The sequence below is a fragment of the Paenochrobactrum gallinarii genome, assembly GCF_014205685.1.
GTDB lineage: Bacteria > Pseudomonadota > Alphaproteobacteria > Rhizobiales > Rhizobiaceae > Paenochrobactrum > Paenochrobactrum gallinarii.
The window spans coordinates 219034-236947 of sequence record NZ_JACIIU010000002.1 but is presented as its reverse complement, the minus strand read 5'-3'; the positions used below and the strand labels follow the sequence as shown (position 1 = coordinate 236947).

Below are 17914 nucleotides of genomic sequence, written 5' to 3'. Positions count from 1 at the left end.
AAATTATCCCGCATTGGTTGAATTTTCTGCCCGCAAAACTTTTCGGGCAACGTCCAATGTGCTGGGTGTTACCAGCAAACTGTCCATTTCTTCTACTGTCAGCCAATGCAGGGATACCGCATCATCGCCTGCCATTTCATTGCCCGAAATTTCATGAGCACAAAAAATAGCCAGATAATAGCTGCGATCATAAGCACCCGCATCCAGAGCTAAATCCACGGTGATAAAATGTCTGAGGTTTTTGGCATGAAGCGCTGTTTCTTCTTGCAATTCACGCAGCGCAGCCTGTTCAGGTGTTTCACCTTGTTCAACACTGCCGCCCGGAAAGGCAAGCCAGCCTTTTTTAGGTTCTTTGCCGCGCTTAACCAGCAGAAAACGTTCCTCACGACGGCAGATGACAGACACACCTTCAATCGGAGAGACATCATATAAAGGTTTGGAGAAGATTTCACTGATCATCGACAAGTCACATCACTCTTTCTGCTCGGTCATTTTCGGTTAAATCATATATTCGCTTGACCCGCATATCAAAAAACGGAACATCACCGTCATGTGCGGAAGATTTTCACTAATAGCAACACGGGAAGAGGTGGAGGCATTTATTGCCGCCATTATCGAAGCGGAATTTCCGCCCCGTTATAATATTGCCCCGACGCAGCCAATCATGATGGTGGTGGCGGGAGAAACGCAACCGGAAGGCAGCAATCTGCCAGACCGTAAAAGCATTTTGGTGCGTTGGGGGTTTATTCCTTCATGGGTAAAAGACCCCAATAGCTGGCCTTTGATGATTAATATGCGTTCGGAAACCGCCGTGCAGAAAAATTCATTTCGCATTGCGATGAATCACTTTCGCGGGCTTGTGCCGGCTTCCGGTTTTTATGAATGGCGCAAAGTTGATAAAAATAAGCGCCAGGCCTATTGGATCAGGCCGCGCAAAGGTGGTGTCGTTGCTTTTGGCGCTTTGATGGAAACTTGGAGCGGTGCGGACGGTTCACAGGTCGATACGGGCGGACTGCTGACCACCAAAGCCAATAAAGCGCTTGCGCCCATTCATGATCGTATGCCGGTGGTGATCAAGCCGGAAGATTTCAGCCGCTGGCTTGATTGCAAACATTATTTGCCGCATGAAGTAGAAGACCTGATGCAGCCGGTGGAGGACGATTTTTTTGAGGCTATTCCGGTGTCGGATAAGGTCAATCATGTGGCCAACATCACGCCGGACATTCAGGAGAGGGTGGAGGAAGATCTGGCACCGCAAAAATCAGAACCTAAACGGAAAAAGAAAACCGATAACGGCGATGATTCTGGCGGGCAGTTGTCGATGTTCTGACCGAAAAATGTGCCTTTAAAACCAGTGGCAGCTTTGCCTCAGGTTAATTTCATCAATCAGGGTGATTATGCTTTTTTCTGCTGCACTATCGGGTTTTTTGCTCGGCGCTTCATTGATCATTGCCATCGGGGCTCAAAATGCCTTTGTTTTAAGGCAAGGGCTGTTGCGCCAGCATGTCTTTATCATTTGTCTGATTTGCGCATTATCTGATGCCCTGCTGATTACCGCAGGTGTGGCAGGTCTTGGCACGCTCATCAGCCAGTCACCTCAGCTTATTACGGTAGTTACTATCGGTGGTGCGGCTTTTCTGTTTTGGTATGCTTATGGTGCGTTTAAACGCGCTCTTCATCCTGAAGCCATGCATGCGAATAAGCAAACAGGCGGTAGTCTTAAAACCGCTCTTATGACCGCGCTTGCCCTGACATTTCTCAACCCGCATGTGTATCTGGACACGGTGGTGCTGCTGGGCAGTCTGTCTTCCCGCTTTGAAGGCGAGAGCCGCATAGCCTATGGCGCTGGTGCGGCAATTGCATCTTTTGTCTGGTTCTTTGCACTGGGCTATGGCGCGAGATTACTGCAACCCATCTTTGCAAAACCTGCTGCCTGGCGTGTGCTGGATGTGATCATCGGCGTTATTATGAGCCTGATTGCACTGAGCCTGCTCAGCCGCTTTTTTTGATAAATTCAGACTGGCTCAGCCGTTACGGCTGAGCACAAAGGTCAGAGCCTTCTGGCTATAATGACTATATCCGATATGCGGGACTTTATTGCGCGATGACATATGGCGCACGGCTGCCAGAATGGCCGGTGAGCCGATTTTGCGGTAATGCGCTAACAAGTGATCGGCTTGCTTATTTGAGCGCTGGTGTTGGGTGCTGGTCATTTCAAAATACCTTTGGGAGGAGGTGGTGATGATTTGCTGGCTGCTAATTTCACCAAAGAATTAGTCTGAAAAAAGGTTTCTTGGAGCCTGATTTAAGGTGTTTCTATGAAATTCGTAACAATTTGAAATTGCGCACAATCACAGATGGCTGCGGCATCTTAGATCACAACCAGGCATCAGAAATCACTTGACGAAAGCCGGTGCGGCAGAGATAAGTGACTTTATGAAAACGATAAACGCCACCACCACTTGTATTTGTGCGATTATTATTAGCTAGCATTCTGCTGGCTCGGCCGTTTTCGTCTCCTTTTTACATCCAAGATGACAACGTTCCGGCCAGCGGGCTGTGACAAGTACGTTTTTGTGTTGCTTGCATCTTGTGTGATGCTTTTAGGGGACTGATCAATGACTGCCCAAAATATAGAATTAAGACTGTACAATACGCTGACCCGCTCAAAGGAAACCTTCGTTCCGATTGATGCGGAAAATGTGCGTATGTATGTCTGCGGGCCGACAGTTTATGATTTTGCCCATATCGGCAATGCACGTCCGGTTATCGTTTTTGATATTCTTTTCCGCTTGTTGCGTCATGTTTATGGTGAAAACCATGTCACTTATGCGCGTAACATCACGGATGTGGATGATAAGATTAATGCGCGTGCGGTGCGTGATTATCCGGATTTGCCGTTTAACGAAGCCATACGAAAAGTAACGGAAAGCACCAATGCACAGTTTCAGGCGGATGTAACAGCGCTGGGTAATCTGGCGCCCACCCACCAGCCGCGTGCAACCGATCATATGGATGAAATGCGCGCGCTGATCGACCGTTTGGTGGCCCGTGGGGTGGCTTATGTGGCCGATGATCATGTGCTGTTCTCACCATCAGCAATGAACGAGAAGGCAGGTTCCGGTTATGGTGCCCGTTATGGCGCACTGGCTCGTCGCTCACTGGACGAAATGCTGGCAGGCGCTCGTGTTGATGTCGCTTCCTATAAACGCGACGAAATGGATTTTGTGCTTTGGAAACCTTCAAAGCAGGGTGAACCGGGCTGGCCGTCACCGGCTGGTATCGCGGTTAATGGTCGTCCGGGCTGGCATATCGAGTGCTCTGCCATGGCGATGGCTAAATTGCTTGAGCCTTATGGCGGTGGTTTGCAGTGCGATGATCCGGAAAAGAATATTTTTGATATTCATGCCGGTGGTATCGATCTGGTCTTCCCGCATCATGAAAACGAGATTGCCCAGACATGCTGCGCATTTGAGACGCAGCGCATGGCCAATATCTGGATGCATAATGGTTTCTTGCAGGTTGAAGGACAGAAAATGTCCAAATCGCTTGGCAATTTCATCACTATCCGAGATGTTTTGAACAGTGATCTGGCGGCTTTCTCACATCTGGAAAAAACAGATGCGACAGCGCGTGAACGTGAACAATGGGTGGGCTTGGCTGCGCGCTTCTCCATGCTGCAGACGCTTTATCGTGAGCCGATCAACTGGACGTCACAGCGTCTGGAAGAATCAAGCGATGAATTGCTGCGCTGGTATCGTTTACTGCGTGAAGAAGGCTTTGGCCTGACTGCAGAGCTTGATCAGGTGTCTGAACTGGTTGAAGCGCTTAGCGATGACATTAACAGCTGGGCAGGTATCACTGTTCTGCGCAAAGCTTATAAGGATAAGAACATTGCGCTGCTTGGACAGGGATTGGCTTTGCTTGGCCTTTTTGATCCGCTGTTCATGGCAGAAAATGCAACACTTTTTGCTGAGGTCAAAGCCGATCAGGCTGATGCGATTGAAGCCAAAATCAATGAGCGTCTGGCTTTGATTGCAGCTAAAAACTGGCCGGAAGCAGATCGAATTCGTGATGCCTTATTGGCTGAAGGAATCCAGTTGAAAGATGGCAAAGATCCGGTCAGCGGTGAACGTGTCACCACATGGGAAGTGGTGCGATGACCGGCGGAAATAATAATGGGGGAGAGCCAGTGCGCAAAGAACGCATCTATATCTACGACACGACCTTGCGTGACGGCCAGCAGACGCCGGGGGTTGATTTTTCGGTAGAAGACAAAAAAGCCATTGCAGTTTTGCTGGATGATTTCGGCATGGATTATATTGAGGGCGGTTATCCGGGCGCTAACCCTACCGACACCGCCTTCTTTGAAGCCAAACAGACGAAAAAGGCAAAATTTGCAGCCTTCGGCATGACCAAGCGGTCAGGGCTTTCCGCTTCCAATGATCCGGGGCTTGCGGTTTTGTTGCAGGCAAAAAGCGATAGCCTGTGCTTTGTTGCCAAAGCATGGGATTACCATGTGCATTTGGCACTTGGCTGCACCTTGGATGAAAATCTGGAATCCATCACGGCATCTGTTCAGGCGGCCTGTGATGCAGGGCGTGAAGCGCTGGTCGATTGCGAACATTTCTTTGATGGCTTTAAGGCTAATCCTGAATATGCACTGGCTTGTGCTAAGGCGGCCTATGATGCGGGCGCGCGCTGGATTGTGTTGTGTGACACCAATGGCGGCACGCAGCCTGCTGAAATTCATGATATTATTCAAGCCGTTATGGAGGTGGTACCGGGTGATCACCTCGGCATTCACGCCCATAATGACACTGAGCAGGCGGTTGCTGTTTCCTTGGCTGCCATTGATGCCGGTGTGCGTCAGGTGCAGGGCACATTGAATGGTATTGGTGAACGTTGCGGCAATGCTAATCTGGTGACATTGATCCCGACTTTGATGCTTAAGCCTTATTGGGCTGATCGTTTTTCGCTTGGCATCAATGATGAAAAACTGAAAGACCTGACCCGACTTTCCCGCGCTTTTGATGATATTTTAAATCGCGCACCAGCAGAACAAGCGCCTTTTATCGGCAGCTCTGCATTTGCCACCAAAGCCGGTATTCATGCGTCCGCACTGTTGAAAGAGCCAAAGACCTACGAACATGTACCACCTGAAACAGTTGGCAATCATCGGCGGGTGATGGTGTCCGATCAGGGCGGAAAATCCAACTTTCTGGCTGAGTTGCAACGTCACGGCATCAAGGTTTCTCGTGATGATTCACGTCTTGATATGCTGATATCGCTGGTGAAGGAGCGTGAAGCGGAAGGCTATGCCTATGAAGGCGCAGATGCCAGTTTTGAACTGCTGGCACGCAATAGCCTGATGCCGATCCCTGAGTTTTTCAAAGTCGATTCGTTCCGTTGTATGGTGGAGCGTCGCTTTGATGCCACCGGCAATCTGATCACCGTTTCAGAAGCTGTTGTTAAACTTCAGGTGGATGGTGAGCAGAAAATGTCGGTGGCCGAAGGGCATGGGCCGGTCAACGCGCTTGATATCGCATTGCGCAAAGATTTAGGCTGTTATCAGGATGAAATTTCTGATCTGGAGCTGGTTGATTTTAAAGTGCGTATTCTCAATGGCGGTACGGCTGCTATCACCCGTGTTTTAATTGAATCAGGTGATGCAAGCGGTGCCCGCTGGCGTACGGTTGGGGTTTCCGACAATATTATTGATGCATCTTTTCAGGCATTGATGGATTCGGTGATTTATAAACTGATGAAAAACCGCTCATTGGCCGGTATCGGACTGGTCAATTAGCTTTTTGCAAATTATGGATAGCCACCGGTTGTTTTTAAATCGGTGGCTGTGAGCAGATAGCCTTTTGACCTGCTCGGATTGTTTGGACATTCATGACAAAGTCACCATCATCATCAACGAGCAGTGATAGCGCGCGTGGATTTTTCTATGCGTTAAGTGCTTATGCTTTATGGGGCGCATTACCACTTTATCTCAAGGCTGTGAGTTATATTCCAAGCCTTGAAGTGGTTGTAAACCGTGTCATCTGGTCATTGCCGGTGGCTGTTATATTGCTTGCTTTATCAGGGCAGCTGAAAGAAATGGTAGCTATTCTGCGCCAGCCTAAATTGGTTGGAATGGGGTTGGTCACCGGTCTTTTAGTCACTTCAAACTGGCTGATCTATGTCTGGGCTATTGAACATGGCCAAACAGTTGCGTCAGCGCTGGGCTATTATATCAATCCGCTGCTGAATGTGTTGCTGGCAAGCCTGTTTTTGAATGAGCGTTTGAACAAAACGCAGTGGGTTTCCATTGGTTTTGCCGCTGCTGCTGTTGTTTTGCTGGCCATCAGCCATGGTGGCTTGCCGTGGATTTCGCTGGCCTTGCCACTGACATTCAGTCTTTACGGTTTCTTCCGCAAGTCGATGCCAGTTGCTGCATTGCCGGGCTTTACGCTGGAAATTATGATCGTCTTTCTGCCGGCATTTATCTATTTTCTGATGCTGGTTGGCAAAAGTCAGGATCATTTTGTGCATGGCACGTGGACAGATATTGGCTGGCTGGTACTGGCAGGCCCGTTTACGGCAATTCCGCTTATTCTCTTTGCCAAGGGCGCTAAATTACTGCGCTATATGACATTGGGTCTGATGCAGTATATCGCGCCGACTTTGATGTTCCTGATCGCGGTTTTTGTCTTCAAAGAACCATTTGCCAAGATTGATCTCGGCGCTTTTGTGCTGATCTGGATCGGGCTGGTTATTTATAGCTGGTCAAGCTTTACGCAATATCGCGCAAACAAACAGGCTGAATAATTCAGCCTGTTTGATCTGTCTGTTACATACGGCTGATGATATCGGCATCGCCGGACTTATCACGGCCGTTTTGTGCTAAAATTGCCGGAACAATATCTTTAACTTCATCAATCACCAAAGGCTGTAGCTGGTGGTTGGTATGGATGAAGCCCTCATTGCGCATATGGTCAATGAGGGTCAGCATGGGCTGCCAGAACTGGTTGATATTAGCAAAAACCATCGGCTTTTTATGACGGCCAAGCTGCGCCCATGTCATCATTTCCACGATTTCTTCCACTGTGCCGATACCGCCCGGCAAGGTTACGAAAGCATCAGAATGCTGGAACATCAAATGTTTGCGCTCATGCATGTCTTTGGTGACAATCACTTCGTTTAAATGTGTGATGCCTGCATCGCTGGCTTCTTTGGCAATCAAAAATTCCGGAATAATTCCAAGTACTTTGCCGCCATTTTGCATCACGCCTTCGGCAACAGCGCCCATAATGCCTTTGGTGCCACCGCCATAAACAAGGCGGATTTTATGTTCGGCCAGCGAGCGACCCAAGGCAAGGCCAGCCTCACGATAGGCAGGATTGTTACCGGTTGATGAACCGCAATAAACACAGATAGACTTAATCTCGGACATAGTATTCCTGAACTTCTATGAGTATGAAAATTGGAAGCTTTTATAACTGTTTAAATGGCAAGGCTCAAACATAAAGCGGATAGTTTATGTTGTCGATGTGCAGCTTTCTTGTAGTGTTGAGAAAAAGACTGTAAACCACTGTAAAAGCGGCCGTGTGAAGGATAAAGAAAAATGCAAAAGAGCCGATATGCCTTGGTAGGTTTTGCTGTTGTTGTCATTCTTGGTGGAGTGCTGGCATTTTGCGGTTTTCCCGTTAAAAATACGCCTGTTAAAGGCACGGATGTATCGCAGCCGGTGACACAAGCACCTGTTGAGACAAAAACAGCACCTGAAGCAACTGCGCCACAAGTGACAGAACCTGCACAAAAACCAGTAACTGAGCTAAAAATTGTTGAGCCTGCTGCTGTGGAACCACAAAGCACAACAGAGAACAAAGAACCGGCATCTGCGGATAATACCAATGCGACAACGCTTGGAGTTGAGGTGCCGGTGTTTGATCTGGTGCGCGTCGAGCCGGATGGCGGTGTGGTGATTGCCGGAAAATCCTTGCCCGGCGCTGCGGTTGATGTTCTGTCAGGTTCGCGCGTTTTAGGTTCTGTCAAAGCCACCGAAAATGGTGATTTCGTCATTGCTTTTGATGAAGCGCTGAAGCCGGGTGATCATAGTTTGGTTCTGCGTAGCACGAGCACTGATAATAAAGTGGCGACTTCTGCGCAAACCGCCATTGTTTCTATTCCCGATGCTGTTAATGGTCAGGTGCTGGCACTGGTGGAAGAGCCGGGGCAGGCGAGCCGCATGATCACCAGGCCGCATACGGATGACGTGAAAACTCAACCTAATGATGGCGAACAGGCAGCGCAAATCAATGATAAAGATGCATCAGATGCTGTGAGCGATGCTTCCGCTAAGGACGCACCGATTGCCGTCGAGGCAGTAGAAATTGAAGTCAATACTATTTACATTGCCGGTCAGGCCATGCCTGATCACAGCGTGATTGTTTATGCCAATGAAAAAATGCTTGGCCGCAGTGCTGTCTCACCGGAAGGGCGTTTTCTGGTGGAAAGTCAACAGCCCTTGGCTGTGGGTGATTACATCATCCGCGCCGATCTTTTGAATAAAAGCCAGAAGGTCATTGCCAGTGCGCGCGTGCCGTTCCGCAGAGAGGCTGGTGATAATATTTCTGCTGTTGCACCTTCCTTGAAAGCGCATAAGGCAGCAAATCAAACGCCTGATAATGCTCAAGAACCAGCCAATGCACCAATGCAGGCAAGTGAAGTGACTTCGCAAACACCGGCTTTGGAACATGTCAGCGGTTCGGTTATCATCCGTAAGGGCGATAATCTCTGGACAATTTCCAAGCGCACTTATGGCAAAGGCACACGCTACACCACAATCTATCTGGCAAACCGCGATCAGATCCGTAACCCTGACCTGATTTGGCCGGGGCAGGTTTTCACTATGCCCGATCAGCCTTTGTCTGACACGGATGCAGCCAATGCATTGCGTGAGACTAATCCAAAGCCTTAAATAGGCTGATAGCAAAAAGCTTGTAATTTGATCCTTCATCGTATATCGACGATTTACGATGAAGGATCAAAGCACCCAAGCCTGTTCATTGGCTAACTATAAAATTGAGGATGAAGAGGCGGCGCGCATTTATGCAGCGCTGGCGCATCCGGTTCGTTTAACCATTTTGCGGCAGTTGAGTCTGCATGAGGCTTGCTGCAAAGACATTGTCGGCGGGCATGACCTTGCCCAATCAACCGTCTCTCAGCATTTGAAAGTTTTGGTACAGGCAGGGCTGATTGATTTCCGCGCTGACCGGCAGAATTCGCGCTACAGCGTCAATCATGCACGGCTTGATTATATCAAAGATCATTTTTCTCAATTGTCACTTTTATGCGTAAAGCCGCCGACCTGCGATTAAGCCTCGTATTTAATCGCTTCCATGAAATTCCCTGCCTGCGATTAAGCCACGTATTTAATCACTTCAATGAAATTCCCTGAAAGATAATCTTATGAATAATGGCAAAACGGTTTCTGCGGAATCCGGACAGACTTTCCGGACATTGCGCAACTTATGGCCTTATATGTGGCCGGCAGAGCGTCCTGATCTGCGTATGCGGGTGATCTGGGCGAGTTTCTATCTGGTGATTGCCAAGCTGGTTCTGATCTCCGTGCCTTATTTTTTCAAATGGGTCACCAATGCATTGAACGGTCAGTTAAATGCACCGGATTTTATTCCTGCGATTTTGGTAGGTGCGGTGATGTTGGTGGTGGCTTATAACGCTGCACGCATCATTCAGGCTGGTTTGAACCAGTTGCGCGATGCGCTGTTTGCCAGTGTTGGCCAATATGCCGTGCGTCAACTGGCTTATAAAACATTTGTGCATATGCACCAATTATCTTTGCGCTTTCACTTAGAGCGCCGCACCGGCGGGCTGTCGCGCGTGATTGAGCGCGGCACCAAGGGTATTGAAACCATTGTTCGCTTTACCATTCTCAACACCGCGCCAACGGTGCTGGAATTTGCGCTGACAGCGATCATTTTTGCTTATGCTTACGGCTTTTCTTACCTTGCCGTGGTTGCTGTAACCGTTTGGGCTTACACATGGTTTACCATCAAAGCCAGTGACTGGCGCATCAATATCCGTCGCGAGATGAATAATTCCGACACGGAAGCCAATACTAAAGCGATTGATTCCCTGCTGAACTTCGAGACCGTGAAATATTTCGGCAATGAAGCGATGGAAGCCAAGCGCTTTGATAGTGCCATGGCGCGCTATGAAAAAGCAGCTACCCAGACATGGACATCACTTGGCTGGCTCAACTTTGGTCAAGCGGTCATTTTCGGTGTTGGTATGGCCATCGTGATGGTGATGTCAGCAATGGAAGTGAAGGCCGGAACGCAGTCGCTGGGTGATTTTGTCTTCATCAATGCGCTTTTGATGCAGTTGTCGATACCGCTCAATTTCATCGGCTTTATCTATCGTGAAATCCGTCAGGGGCTGACCGATATTGAGCAGATGTTTGACCTTCTGGATGTCGATCAGGAAGTGCAGGACAAACCGCAAGCAAAAGCACTGGAAGTGCGCGATGGCGCCATCCGTTTTGATGATGTGCATTTTGCCTATGATCCGTCCCGTCCGATTTTGAAGGGCATCAGCTTTGAAGTGCCTGCCGGTAAAACTGTCGCCATTGTCGGGCCATCAGGTGCTGGTAAATCAACTTTGTCACGCTTGCTGTTCCGCTTTTACGATATTCAGTCGGGTGCGATTACCATTGACGGGCAGGATGTGCGGGATGTGCAGCAGGAAAGCTTGCGTCATTCGATTGGTATGGTGCCGCAGGATACTGTGCTTTTTAACGATACGATTGCCTACAATATCCGCTATGGCCGCATGTCTGCGAGTGAAGAGGAAGTGGAGCGCGCGGCGGAACTAGCGCAAATCTCCGGCTTCATCAAACATTTGCCTGAAGGTTATCAGTCGATGGTGGGTGAGCGCGGTTTGAAATTGTCGGGTGGCGAAAAACAACGCGTAGCGATTGCCCGTACCATTTTGAAAGCACCGCCAATCCTGATTTTGGATGAAGCGACATCAGCTCTTGATACCGCCACCGAGCAGGAAATTCAGCAGGCGCTTGATCTCGTCAGCCGCGACCGCACCACTTTAGTGATCGCGCATCGTCTCTCGACTGTGATCAATGCTGATGAGATTATCGTGCTGAAAGAGGGCGCTATTGCTGAAAAAGGCACGCATCGTCAGTTGCTCGCGCAAAAGGGGCTTTATGCTTCGATGTGGGATCGCCAGCGTGAAGCAACCGAGGCAGAAGAACGTCTGCGTCAGGTTCGCGAACGTGATGATCTGGGTATTTTGTAAGCAGAATCTCTTTCTCAAAATATTGAGCTAAATATCTGATAAAAGGCGGTTTTCGTGGGATTTCTCATGATGGCCGCCTTTCTTTTTATTCTGATTTGCATGGGCGTGAGGGGCGCAGTTATAAAAAAGCACCATGAACGGGGATAATGTTCAGTAAAAATGGTTCAAAATGCACGAATATTGCTGCATTTATGTGAAAGAATGTCACGAAACGTGAATAGCTGCCGAAATGGTTTTGTTTTTGGCCAGAATGCAGTAAGTATCTGCAAAACTCGAGGATGAACTGATGAGCCTTGCCGATTCAATTCGAAATACATTTGTCCCTATCCACCGTGAGGGATATCCCTTCATTGCTGGTTTTTTCGTTGTCTCCCTGATCTTGGGCTGGCTGTGGAATCCGCTTTTCTGGGTGGGTATGGTTCTCACCATCTGGTGCATTTATTTCTATCGCGACCCTGAACGGGTAACGCCGATGGATGACCGGCTGGTTATTAGTCCGGCCGATGGTAAAGTGTCCTTTGTCGGCCCTTATGTGCCACCTGCGGAACTTGGTCTGGGTGATCAGCCGCGCATGCGCATTTCCGTGTTTATGAATGTGTTTTCTGTGCATATCAACCGTGCGCCGGTGCGCGGTCAGATTGAAAAAATCATTCATCGTCCGGGCAAATTTTTAAATGCGGAGCTGGACAAGTCCAGCGCGGAAAACGAGCGAAACAGTGTTCTGATCGATAGCCCGAAAGGTAAAGTGGCTGTTGTGCAGGTTGCAGGTCTTGTCGCCCGCCGCATTGTTTGCTGGTCAAACGAAGATGACACATTGTCAGTGGGTGAGCGCTTTGGTTTGATTCGCTTCGGTTCCCGTCTGGATGTTTATTTGCCTGAAGGTGCAGTGGCGCGCGTAGCAGTTGGTCAAACCGCTGTTGCCGGTGAAACAATCTTGGCTGAATTTGACACCGACCATTCAGAACCAACAGTACGGATTGGTTAAGTCAAATGGAAACAGAGTTTCCGGAAGCAGATCGCGGTGCTGGTAAATCAGCCGGACAAAATAGCACTCAGACCGATACCGTCATTATAGAAAGTCGGGGACCCCGACTTTCTCAAATTCCGCTACGCATCATTATTCCGAATATCATCACGGTTCTGGCAATTTGCGCTGGGCTGACCGGTATTCGTTTGGCGTTTGAAAACCGTTTCGAACTTGCCGTGATGATGGTGTTGATTGCAGCCTTCCTGGATGGTCTTGACGGCCGCGTTGCGCGGATGATGAAGGGCTCTTCCAAATTCGGCGCACAGATGGATTCTCTTGCCGATATCGTCAATTTCGGCGTGGCTCCGGCCTTGGTGCTTTATTCTTTCATGCTGGATCAGGCGCGTTCTTTCGGTTGGACGGCAGCGCTTTTATATGCGATCGCCTGTTGTCTTCGTCTTGCGCGCTTCAACGTGATGACAGAAGACCCGAACCGGCCTGAATGGCAGAATAATTACTTTATCGGTGTTCCGGCACCTGCGGGCGCTATGTTGGTGTTGCTGCCGGTCTATTTAGGCTTTTTGGGGTTGGTTCCAACTAAGACCCTTGCCTTTATCGCGGCCGGCTTCACTGTTCTGGTGGCTTTTTTGCTGGTCAGCCGCTTGCCGGTTTATAATGGCAAAACGGCTGGCAGCTATATTCGGCGTGATTTGGTGGCACCGCTTATTTTGTGCGTGGTGATCTATGTTGGTTTGCTGACAAGCTACACATGGTACACCCTGACCGTGACAGCTATCGCTTATACCTTCATTATTCCGATAAGCTGGATTGCATGGAACCGTTGTGAAGCATCGGCAAAATGCAGCGGCGGTGTAACTGCCGCAACAGATGATCCGGACAGTATCATTTAAAAGAATGCATTTATAAAAAAGGCTCTGTGAAAACAGAGCCTTTTTTATTGAGTTTGATTCGTCTGTTAGAGCGACCTTCGCTTGCCAAGTATGGCACACGGGGCTTTAGTCAGGCAGATGGTAATCAAGGAAACGATCTTTCGGCACATCAAACAATTTGCCGGTAAGTGTCAAAGCCGGATCGGCAAGCGCTACAATCTTTTTGGCCACATCATGGGGATGCGGCAGGCTGTCAGGATCTTCACCTGGCATGGCCTGTGCGCGCATTGCAGTGCGGGTAGCGCCCGGGTTAACGGAGTTGACCCGCAGCGCACTGTTTTTGGTTTCATCTGCCCAGCTACGCGCCATCACCTCGACAGCCGCCTTGGAAGCTGCATAAGGCCCCCAGAATGCGCGTGCAGTGTGCGCAACACCTGACGACAGCACAATGGCACGTCCGGCATCAGAGGCGCGCAAAAGCGGATCTACTGAGCGGATGAGGCGCCAAGTACTGGTGACGTTGATATTCATAACCTTTTCAAAGGTTTTGGCTTCGACATGACCGATAGGTGAAATGGTGCCAAGTACACCGGCATTGGCAACCATAATATCCAGCTTGCCCCAGCGCTCGTGAATAGAGCCGCCCAAGCGGTCAAGGGCAGGGAAATCGGTCAGATCAAGTGGTACGAGCGTCGCGGAGCCGCCGTGCTTGCGGATTTCATCATCCAGTTCTTCCAACCCGCCCACCGTGCGGGCAACTGCAATCACATGTGCACCAGCTTTTGCAAGTTCCAGTGCGAGGAAATATCCGATGCCGCGCGAAGCGCCCGTCACCAGAGCCAGACGGCCATTAAGGTCGATGCTCATACCAATCCTGTCATATGTTAGAAGATTACTGGCTAGTTTTACCCGTTCATTTTAACCGTTGCTGGCCAGTAGTGATAAATTATGGATGTTGCTCTCATTGTCCTGATCAAGCAGGCGTGTCGGATAGTCTCCGGTGAAATAGTGGTCAGTAAATTGCGGACGATCATTGTTGCGCGGTTCGCCGCCAACAGCACGGTAAAGACCGTCGATCGAAAGGAATGCAAGCGAATCCGCACCAATATAGCGGCACATTGCATCCATATCGTTATATTGGTTAGCGAGCAGCTTTTCGGCATCCGGTGTGTCGATACCGTAGAAGTCCGGATAGAAAATCATCGGGCTGGCAACGCGGATATGAACCTCTGCTGCACCTGCATCGCGGATCATCTGCACAATTTTCACGGAAGTTGTTCCGCGCACAATCGAGTCATCAACGAGGATAACGCGCTTGCCTTCAATAATCTCACGATTAGCCGAATGTTTGAGCTTCACACCTAGCGCACGAATTTGCTGGGTTGGCTCAATGAAGGTACGGCCGACATAATGGTTACGGATAATGCCAAGCTCGAAGGGAATGCCGCTGGCCTGTGCATAGCCGATAGCAGCAGGGGTGCCGCCATCCGGAACCGGCACAACCACATCTGCATTAACATGCGATTCTTTGGCCAGATTGAAGCCCATGTTTTTGCGTGCATTGTAAACATTACGGCCACCGACAACGGAATCAGGGCGGGCAAAGTAAACATATTCGAACATGCAAAGACGTTCAGGCTGCGGCTTTTCCGGTTTGATGGATTGGGTGGTGATAGAGCCGTCCGGCTGCAATTCACACACAATCACTTCACCATTTTCAACATCACGCACGAAAGTCGCGCCGATAATATCGAGCGCACAGGTTTCGGAGCAGAAAATCGGCTTGCCATCAAGCTCCCCCATAACCAGCGGGCGAATACCGACCGGATCACGGGCGGCGATCAGTTTGGTGCGGGTCATGGCGAGAACGGCATAGCCGCCTTCAACCTGACGGATGGCATCAACAAAGCGATCAATCGATGAAGTATGGCGCGAACGTGCAAAAAGATGCAGCACGACTTCGCTGTCGGAAGTTGATTGGCAGATAGCACCGGCTGCAATCAGCTGGCGGCGCAATGTCAGACCATTGGTGAAATTACCATTATGTGCAATCGCAATACCGCCCACTTCCAGCTCGGCAAAAAGCGGCTGCACATTGCGCAGTATGGTTTCGCCAGTGGTGGAGTAGCGCACATGGCCGATAGCCAGATCACCCGGAAGCTGCGCCAATGTTGCAGGATCAGTAAAATGATCGCCGACCAGTCCCATATGACGCTCTGAATGAAAGCGATTATTATTGAAGGTAACAATACCTGCCGCTTCTTGTCCGCGATGCTGAAGGGCGTGCAGGCCGAGCGCTGTCAGTGCAGCTGCATCCTTATGGCCTAGAATACCAAAGACACCGCATTCTTCATGTAAAGAATCTTCATCCACCATATGGGGAGTTTTGTCAGCATTATTGTATGTCATTGCCGCAAGGCCTTTCGATTGCAAAGCAATTAAAAACACTCTCTATCACATAAGAGCTTTTGATTGGAAGCAAAGAGTTGCCGCCTCAAAAAGCTTTTAATCTGCGGAGCCGGTAGTGTTTTCTGGTCAATTTGATATCTGGTTTGTTCTTAAAAGTGCGGAAAAGCAAAAAAGCCACAGAAAGTGATTTCCATGGCTTTTTTTTGGAATTGAGCTGTTTATTGCGCAGTTTCTGCTTCAGGCGCAGGGGCAGCGTTTTGATCATTGCCTGCCGGTTCTGCATTGTTTGGTTTCAGCTTGTCGATAAAGCTGGTGTCCGGATCAGCTGGGAGCAGTTCAACCAGTTTCTCGCCTAAATTATCAAGAAGTGCTTTGGATTTGGCATTGGCAACCCATGCCGGCTGGTCGGATGTGACGAGCCAGTTGAAGAACAACATGGCGACAACCATCAGCAACAGGCCGCGTGCTGCACCAAACAAAAAGCCCAATGTGCGGTCAAGCGCACCAATACGGCTGTCGATGATGAAATCAGCAATTTTCATGGTGATGATGGAAACAATGATCAGCGCCACTAGGAAAACCGCTGCCAAAGCTGCAATTTTCGCCAATGTGTCACTGGTGACATATGGCTGGATGAACGGGATCACCTGCGGGTAGAAGATATAAGCGGCAGCAGCTGCTGCTGCCCACGAAGCGACCGAAAGCACTTCTCGTGAAAAACCCCGTACCATCGCCAAAACCGCGGATACGAGCGTTATCCCAATAAGAATTCCATCAAGAAGGGTGATTGGCATTCGGCCTGTCCTTAATCTACTTAAACTCTATCCTTGCATGCCTGCGGCGTTTTGCAAGTCAGCTTTCCTGTGTCGGGTGACTTATGCACCCAGTTTTTAACCGTTCTTCTGTGCTTGGCCAGAGGCGGCAATATCGACAACCATGTCGGTCAGCGCAACCTTTTCGGTTAAGCGGAATTGGGCGTTTTTCCACAACTCGCTACTGCCACCGGGTACGACTGCATGCCTGAAACCAAGTTTCTCTGCTTCCTTCAGGCGCTGCACGGCATGAGACACCGGACGAATAGCGCCAGAAAGACTGATCTCGCCGAAATAAACGCTATCGGCGGGAAGGGCAATAGCTGCAATAGAGGAAACAAGTGCTGCAGCCACTGCTAAATCGGCGGCAGGCTCCGAAATACGATAACCACCGGCCACATTGAGATAAACATCATGCTGGCCGAAGCGCACACCGCAATGGGATTCAAGTACGGCTAGAATCATTGAAAGGCGGCTGCCGTCCCAGCCAACCACCGCGCGGCGCGGTGTACCAAGGCTGGACGGGGCAACTAGTGCCTGAATTTCTACCAATACAGGACGCGTTCCTTCCATGCCGGCAAAAACGGCCGCTCCCGGGGATTTTTCATTGCGTTCGCCCAAAAATAATTCGGACGGATTGGCAACTTCGCGCAAACCCTTATCGGACATTTCAAAAACGCCGATTTCGTCGGTTGGGCCAAAACGGTTTTTGACGGTACGAAGAATTCGGTAATGATGGCCGCCTTCACCTTCAAAATAAAGAACGCCGTCCACCATATGTTCAACCACGCGCGGGCCGGCAATCTGACCTTCTTTGGTGACATGGCCGACAAGCACCACCGCTGCACCTGTCTGCTTGGCATAGCGGATCATCGCTTGTGCAGAGGAGCGCACCTGCGTCACGGTTCCGGGCGCACTATCGGCCAAATCAGTCCAAAGGGTCTGGATGGAATCGATAATCACCAGATCAGGGCGCTTATTACCGGCAATGGTTGCCAGAATATCTTCGACATTGGTCTCGGCTGCCAGTTCCACAGGTGAGGAGGCAACGCCTAAACGCTGGGCGCGCAAGCGAATTTGTGCAACCGCTTCTTCACCCGAAACATAGACAATGCGATGTCCCTGATTGGCAAGGGCTGCTGCGGCCTGGGTCAAAAGGGTGGATTTGCCAATGCCCGGATCGCCGCCGATCAGAAGTGCGGAGCCGCGCACAAAACCGCCGCCGGTGGCGCGGTCAAGCTCGGCAATGCCGGAGGAAATGCGCGGTGCATCTTCAATCTCACCGTCAAGCGAGGTGAGGGTGACGGCGCGGCCCTTGCGGGCACTGCGCAAAGATGATGGGCCGCTGCCGATGCCACTATTGGTGCCTTCTTCCACGAGTGTGTTCCACTCGCCGCAACTGTCGCATTTTCCGGCCCAGCGCGTATGCACGGTGCCGCAGTTTTGGCAGATAAACTGCACTCGGGCTTTGGCCATCAACTATACCTTTTGAGAGAATACCTGTGCTGGCATTG

General features: G+C 50.0%; 17 protein-coding genes. 10 read left to right on the top strand and 7 right to left on the bottom strand.

What is annotated here, in order from left to right; all coding sequences use genetic code 11:
* Window positions 1-3: 3 nt before the first annotated feature.
* Window positions 4-459 (bottom strand): NUDIX hydrolase, encoded by a 456-nt coding sequence (locus FHS77_RS03820; RefSeq protein WP_184220600.1) that lies wholly within the window; start codon window positions 457-459, stop codon window positions 4-6.
* A gap of 91 nt (window positions 460-550) precedes the next feature.
* Here FHS77_RS03820 and FHS77_RS03815 point away from each other — a divergent pair, with 91 nt between their 5' ends.
* A complete protein-coding gene (locus tag FHS77_RS03815; protein ID WP_184220245.1) occupies window positions 551-1330 on the top strand; it encodes an SOS response-associated peptidase in 780 nt (259 codons plus the stop codon).
* 67 nt (window positions 1331-1397) lie between these two features.
* Window positions 1398-2009: a LysE/ArgO family amino acid transporter gene (locus tag FHS77_RS03810; protein WP_184220242.1), complete on the top strand. Its 612-nt coding sequence runs from the start codon at window positions 1398-1400 to the stop codon at window positions 2007-2009.
* Between the two features lie 15 nt (window positions 2010-2024).
* Here FHS77_RS03810 and FHS77_RS03805 read toward each other — a convergent pair whose 3' ends face one another.
* On the bottom strand, window positions 2025-2213 hold the full coding sequence (locus FHS77_RS03805) for a hypothetical protein (RefSeq protein WP_184220239.1): 189 nt from the start codon (window positions 2211-2213) through the stop codon (window positions 2025-2027).
* Between the two features lie 405 nt (window positions 2214-2618).
* Between FHS77_RS03805 and cysS the strand changes: the two genes are divergently transcribed.
* The 3 genes from cysS (at window position 2619) to rarD (ending at window position 6816) form a co-directional block, all read left to right on the top strand.
* Complete coding sequence (cysS, locus tag FHS77_RS03800) at window positions 2619-4163, top strand: cysteine--tRNA ligase (RefSeq protein ID WP_184220236.1); 1545 nt, start codon at window positions 2619-2621, stop codon at window positions 4161-4163.
* Between the two features lie 29 nt (window positions 4164-4192).
* Window positions 4193-5806, top strand: coding sequence for a citramalate synthase (gene cimA / locus FHS77_RS03795; RefSeq protein ID WP_184220233.1), 1614 nt, complete (start codon window positions 4193-4195; stop codon window positions 5804-5806).
* A gap of 92 nt (window positions 5807-5898) precedes the next feature.
* Window positions 5899-6816, top strand: a complete 918-nt coding sequence (rarD, locus tag FHS77_RS03790) for an EamA family transporter RarD (RefSeq protein ID WP_184220230.1) — start codon at window positions 5899-5901, stop codon at window positions 6814-6816.
* Window positions 6817-6838: 22 nt separating this feature from the next.
* On the opposite strand, the gene FHS77_RS03785 is transcribed toward rarD, so the two are convergent.
* Window positions 6839-7441, bottom strand: a complete 603-nt coding sequence (locus tag FHS77_RS03785) for an LOG family protein (protein WP_184220229.1) — start codon at window positions 7439-7441, stop codon at window positions 6839-6841.
* 171 nt (window positions 7442-7612) lie between these two features.
* On the opposite strand from FHS77_RS03785, the gene FHS77_RS03780 reads away from it, so the two are divergent.
* The 5 genes from FHS77_RS03780 (at window position 7613) to pssA (ending at window position 13200) form a co-directional block, all read left to right on the top strand.
* Window positions 7613-8968, top strand: coding sequence for a LysM peptidoglycan-binding domain-containing protein (locus FHS77_RS03780; protein ID WP_184220226.1), 1356 nt, complete (start codon window positions 7613-7615; stop codon window positions 8966-8968).
* A 58-nt stretch (window positions 8969-9026) separates the two neighbouring features.
* Window positions 9027-9368 carry an ArsR/SmtB family transcription factor gene (locus FHS77_RS03775; protein ID WP_184220223.1) on the top strand — a complete coding sequence of 114 codons (342 nt, stop codon included), beginning with the start codon at window positions 9027-9029 and terminating at the stop codon, window positions 9366-9368.
* 91 nt (window positions 9369-9459) lie between these two features.
* On the top strand, window positions 9460-11322 hold the full coding sequence (locus FHS77_RS03770; RefSeq protein WP_184220220.1) for an ABCB family ABC transporter ATP-binding protein/permease: 1863 nt from the start codon (window positions 9460-9462) through the stop codon (window positions 11320-11322).
* Between the two features lie 286 nt (window positions 11323-11608).
* Window positions 11609-12307: a phosphatidylserine decarboxylase gene (locus tag FHS77_RS03765; RefSeq protein ID WP_184220218.1), complete on the top strand. Its 699-nt coding sequence runs from the start codon at window positions 11609-11611 to the stop codon at window positions 12305-12307.
* Window positions 12308-12312: 5 nt separating this feature from the next.
* The gene (gene pssA / locus FHS77_RS03760; RefSeq protein ID WP_184220215.1) at window positions 12313-13200 is read left to right on the top strand and encodes a CDP-diacylglycerol--serine O-phosphatidyltransferase; all 888 of its coding nucleotides are present in this window, start codon (window positions 12313-12315) and stop codon (window positions 13198-13200) included.
* 105 nt (window positions 13201-13305) lie between these two features.
* Here pssA and FHS77_RS03755 read toward each other — a convergent pair whose 3' ends face one another.
* The 4 genes from FHS77_RS03755 to radA form a co-directional block, all read right to left on the bottom strand.
* A complete protein-coding gene (locus tag FHS77_RS03755; RefSeq protein WP_184220212.1) occupies window positions 13306-14046 on the bottom strand; it encodes an SDR family NAD(P)-dependent oxidoreductase in 741 nt (246 codons plus the stop codon).
* Between the two features lie 51 nt (window positions 14047-14097).
* On the bottom strand, window positions 14098-15588 hold the full coding sequence (purF, locus tag FHS77_RS03750; RefSeq protein ID WP_184220209.1) for an amidophosphoribosyltransferase: 1491 nt from the start codon (window positions 15586-15588) through the stop codon (window positions 14098-14100).
* 218 nt (window positions 15589-15806) lie between these two features.
* Window positions 15807-16382 (bottom strand): CvpA family protein, encoded by a 576-nt coding sequence (locus FHS77_RS03745; protein ID WP_184220206.1) that lies wholly within the window; start codon window positions 16380-16382, stop codon window positions 15807-15809.
* A gap of 96 nt (window positions 16383-16478) precedes the next feature.
* Window positions 16479-17876 (bottom strand): DNA repair protein RadA, encoded by a 1398-nt coding sequence (gene radA / locus FHS77_RS03740; RefSeq protein WP_184220203.1) that lies wholly within the window; start codon window positions 17874-17876, stop codon window positions 16479-16481.
* Window positions 17877-17914 lie beyond the last annotated feature (38 nt).

Coding starts and splice junctions, on each gene's coding strand:
- FHS77_RS03820 (WP_184220600.1), bottom strand. CDS start 459: ATGATCAGTGAAATCTTCTCCAAACCTTTATATGATGTCTCTCCGATT.
- FHS77_RS03815 (WP_184220245.1), top strand. CDS start 551: ATGTGCGGAAGATTTTCACTAATAGCAACACGGGAAGAGGTGGAGGCA.
- FHS77_RS03810 (WP_184220242.1), top strand. CDS start 1,398: ATGCTTTTTTCTGCTGCACTATCGGGTTTTTTGCTCGGCGCTTCATTG.
- FHS77_RS03805 (WP_184220239.1), bottom strand. CDS start 2,213: ATGACCAGCACCCAACACCAGCGCTCAAATAAGCAAGCCGATCACTTG.
- cysS (WP_184220236.1), top strand. CDS start 2,619: ATGACTGCCCAAAATATAGAATTAAGACTGTACAATACGCTGACCCGC.
- rarD (WP_184220230.1), top strand. CDS start 5,899: ATGACAAAGTCACCATCATCATCAACGAGCAGTGATAGCGCGCGTGGA.
- FHS77_RS03785 (WP_184220229.1), bottom strand. CDS start 7,441: ATGTCCGAGATTAAGTCTATCTGTGTTTATTGCGGTTCATCAACCGGT.
- FHS77_RS03780 (WP_184220226.1), top strand. CDS start 7,613: ATGCAAAAGAGCCGATATGCCTTGGTAGGTTTTGCTGTTGTTGTCATT.
- FHS77_RS03775 (WP_184220223.1), top strand. CDS start 9,027: ATGAAGGATCAAAGCACCCAAGCCTGTTCATTGGCTAACTATAAAATT.
- FHS77_RS03770 (WP_184220220.1), top strand. CDS start 9,460: ATGAATAATGGCAAAACGGTTTCTGCGGAATCCGGACAGACTTTCCGG.
- FHS77_RS03765 (WP_184220218.1), top strand. CDS start 11,609: ATGAGCCTTGCCGATTCAATTCGAAATACATTTGTCCCTATCCACCGT.
- pssA (WP_184220215.1), top strand. CDS start 12,313: ATGGAAACAGAGTTTCCGGAAGCAGATCGCGGTGCTGGTAAATCAGCC.
- FHS77_RS03755 (WP_184220212.1), bottom strand. CDS start 14,046: ATGAGCATCGACCTTAATGGCCGTCTGGCTCTGGTGACGGGCGCTTCG.
- purF (WP_184220209.1), bottom strand. CDS start 15,588: ATGACATACAATAATGCTGACAAAACTCCCCATATGGTGGATGAAGAT.
- FHS77_RS03745 (WP_184220206.1), bottom strand. CDS start 16,382: ATGCCAATCACCCTTCTTGATGGAATTCTTATTGGGATAACGCTCGTA.
- radA (WP_184220203.1), bottom strand. CDS start 17,876: ATGGCCAAAGCCCGAGTGCAGTTTATCTGCCAAAACTGCGGCACCGTG.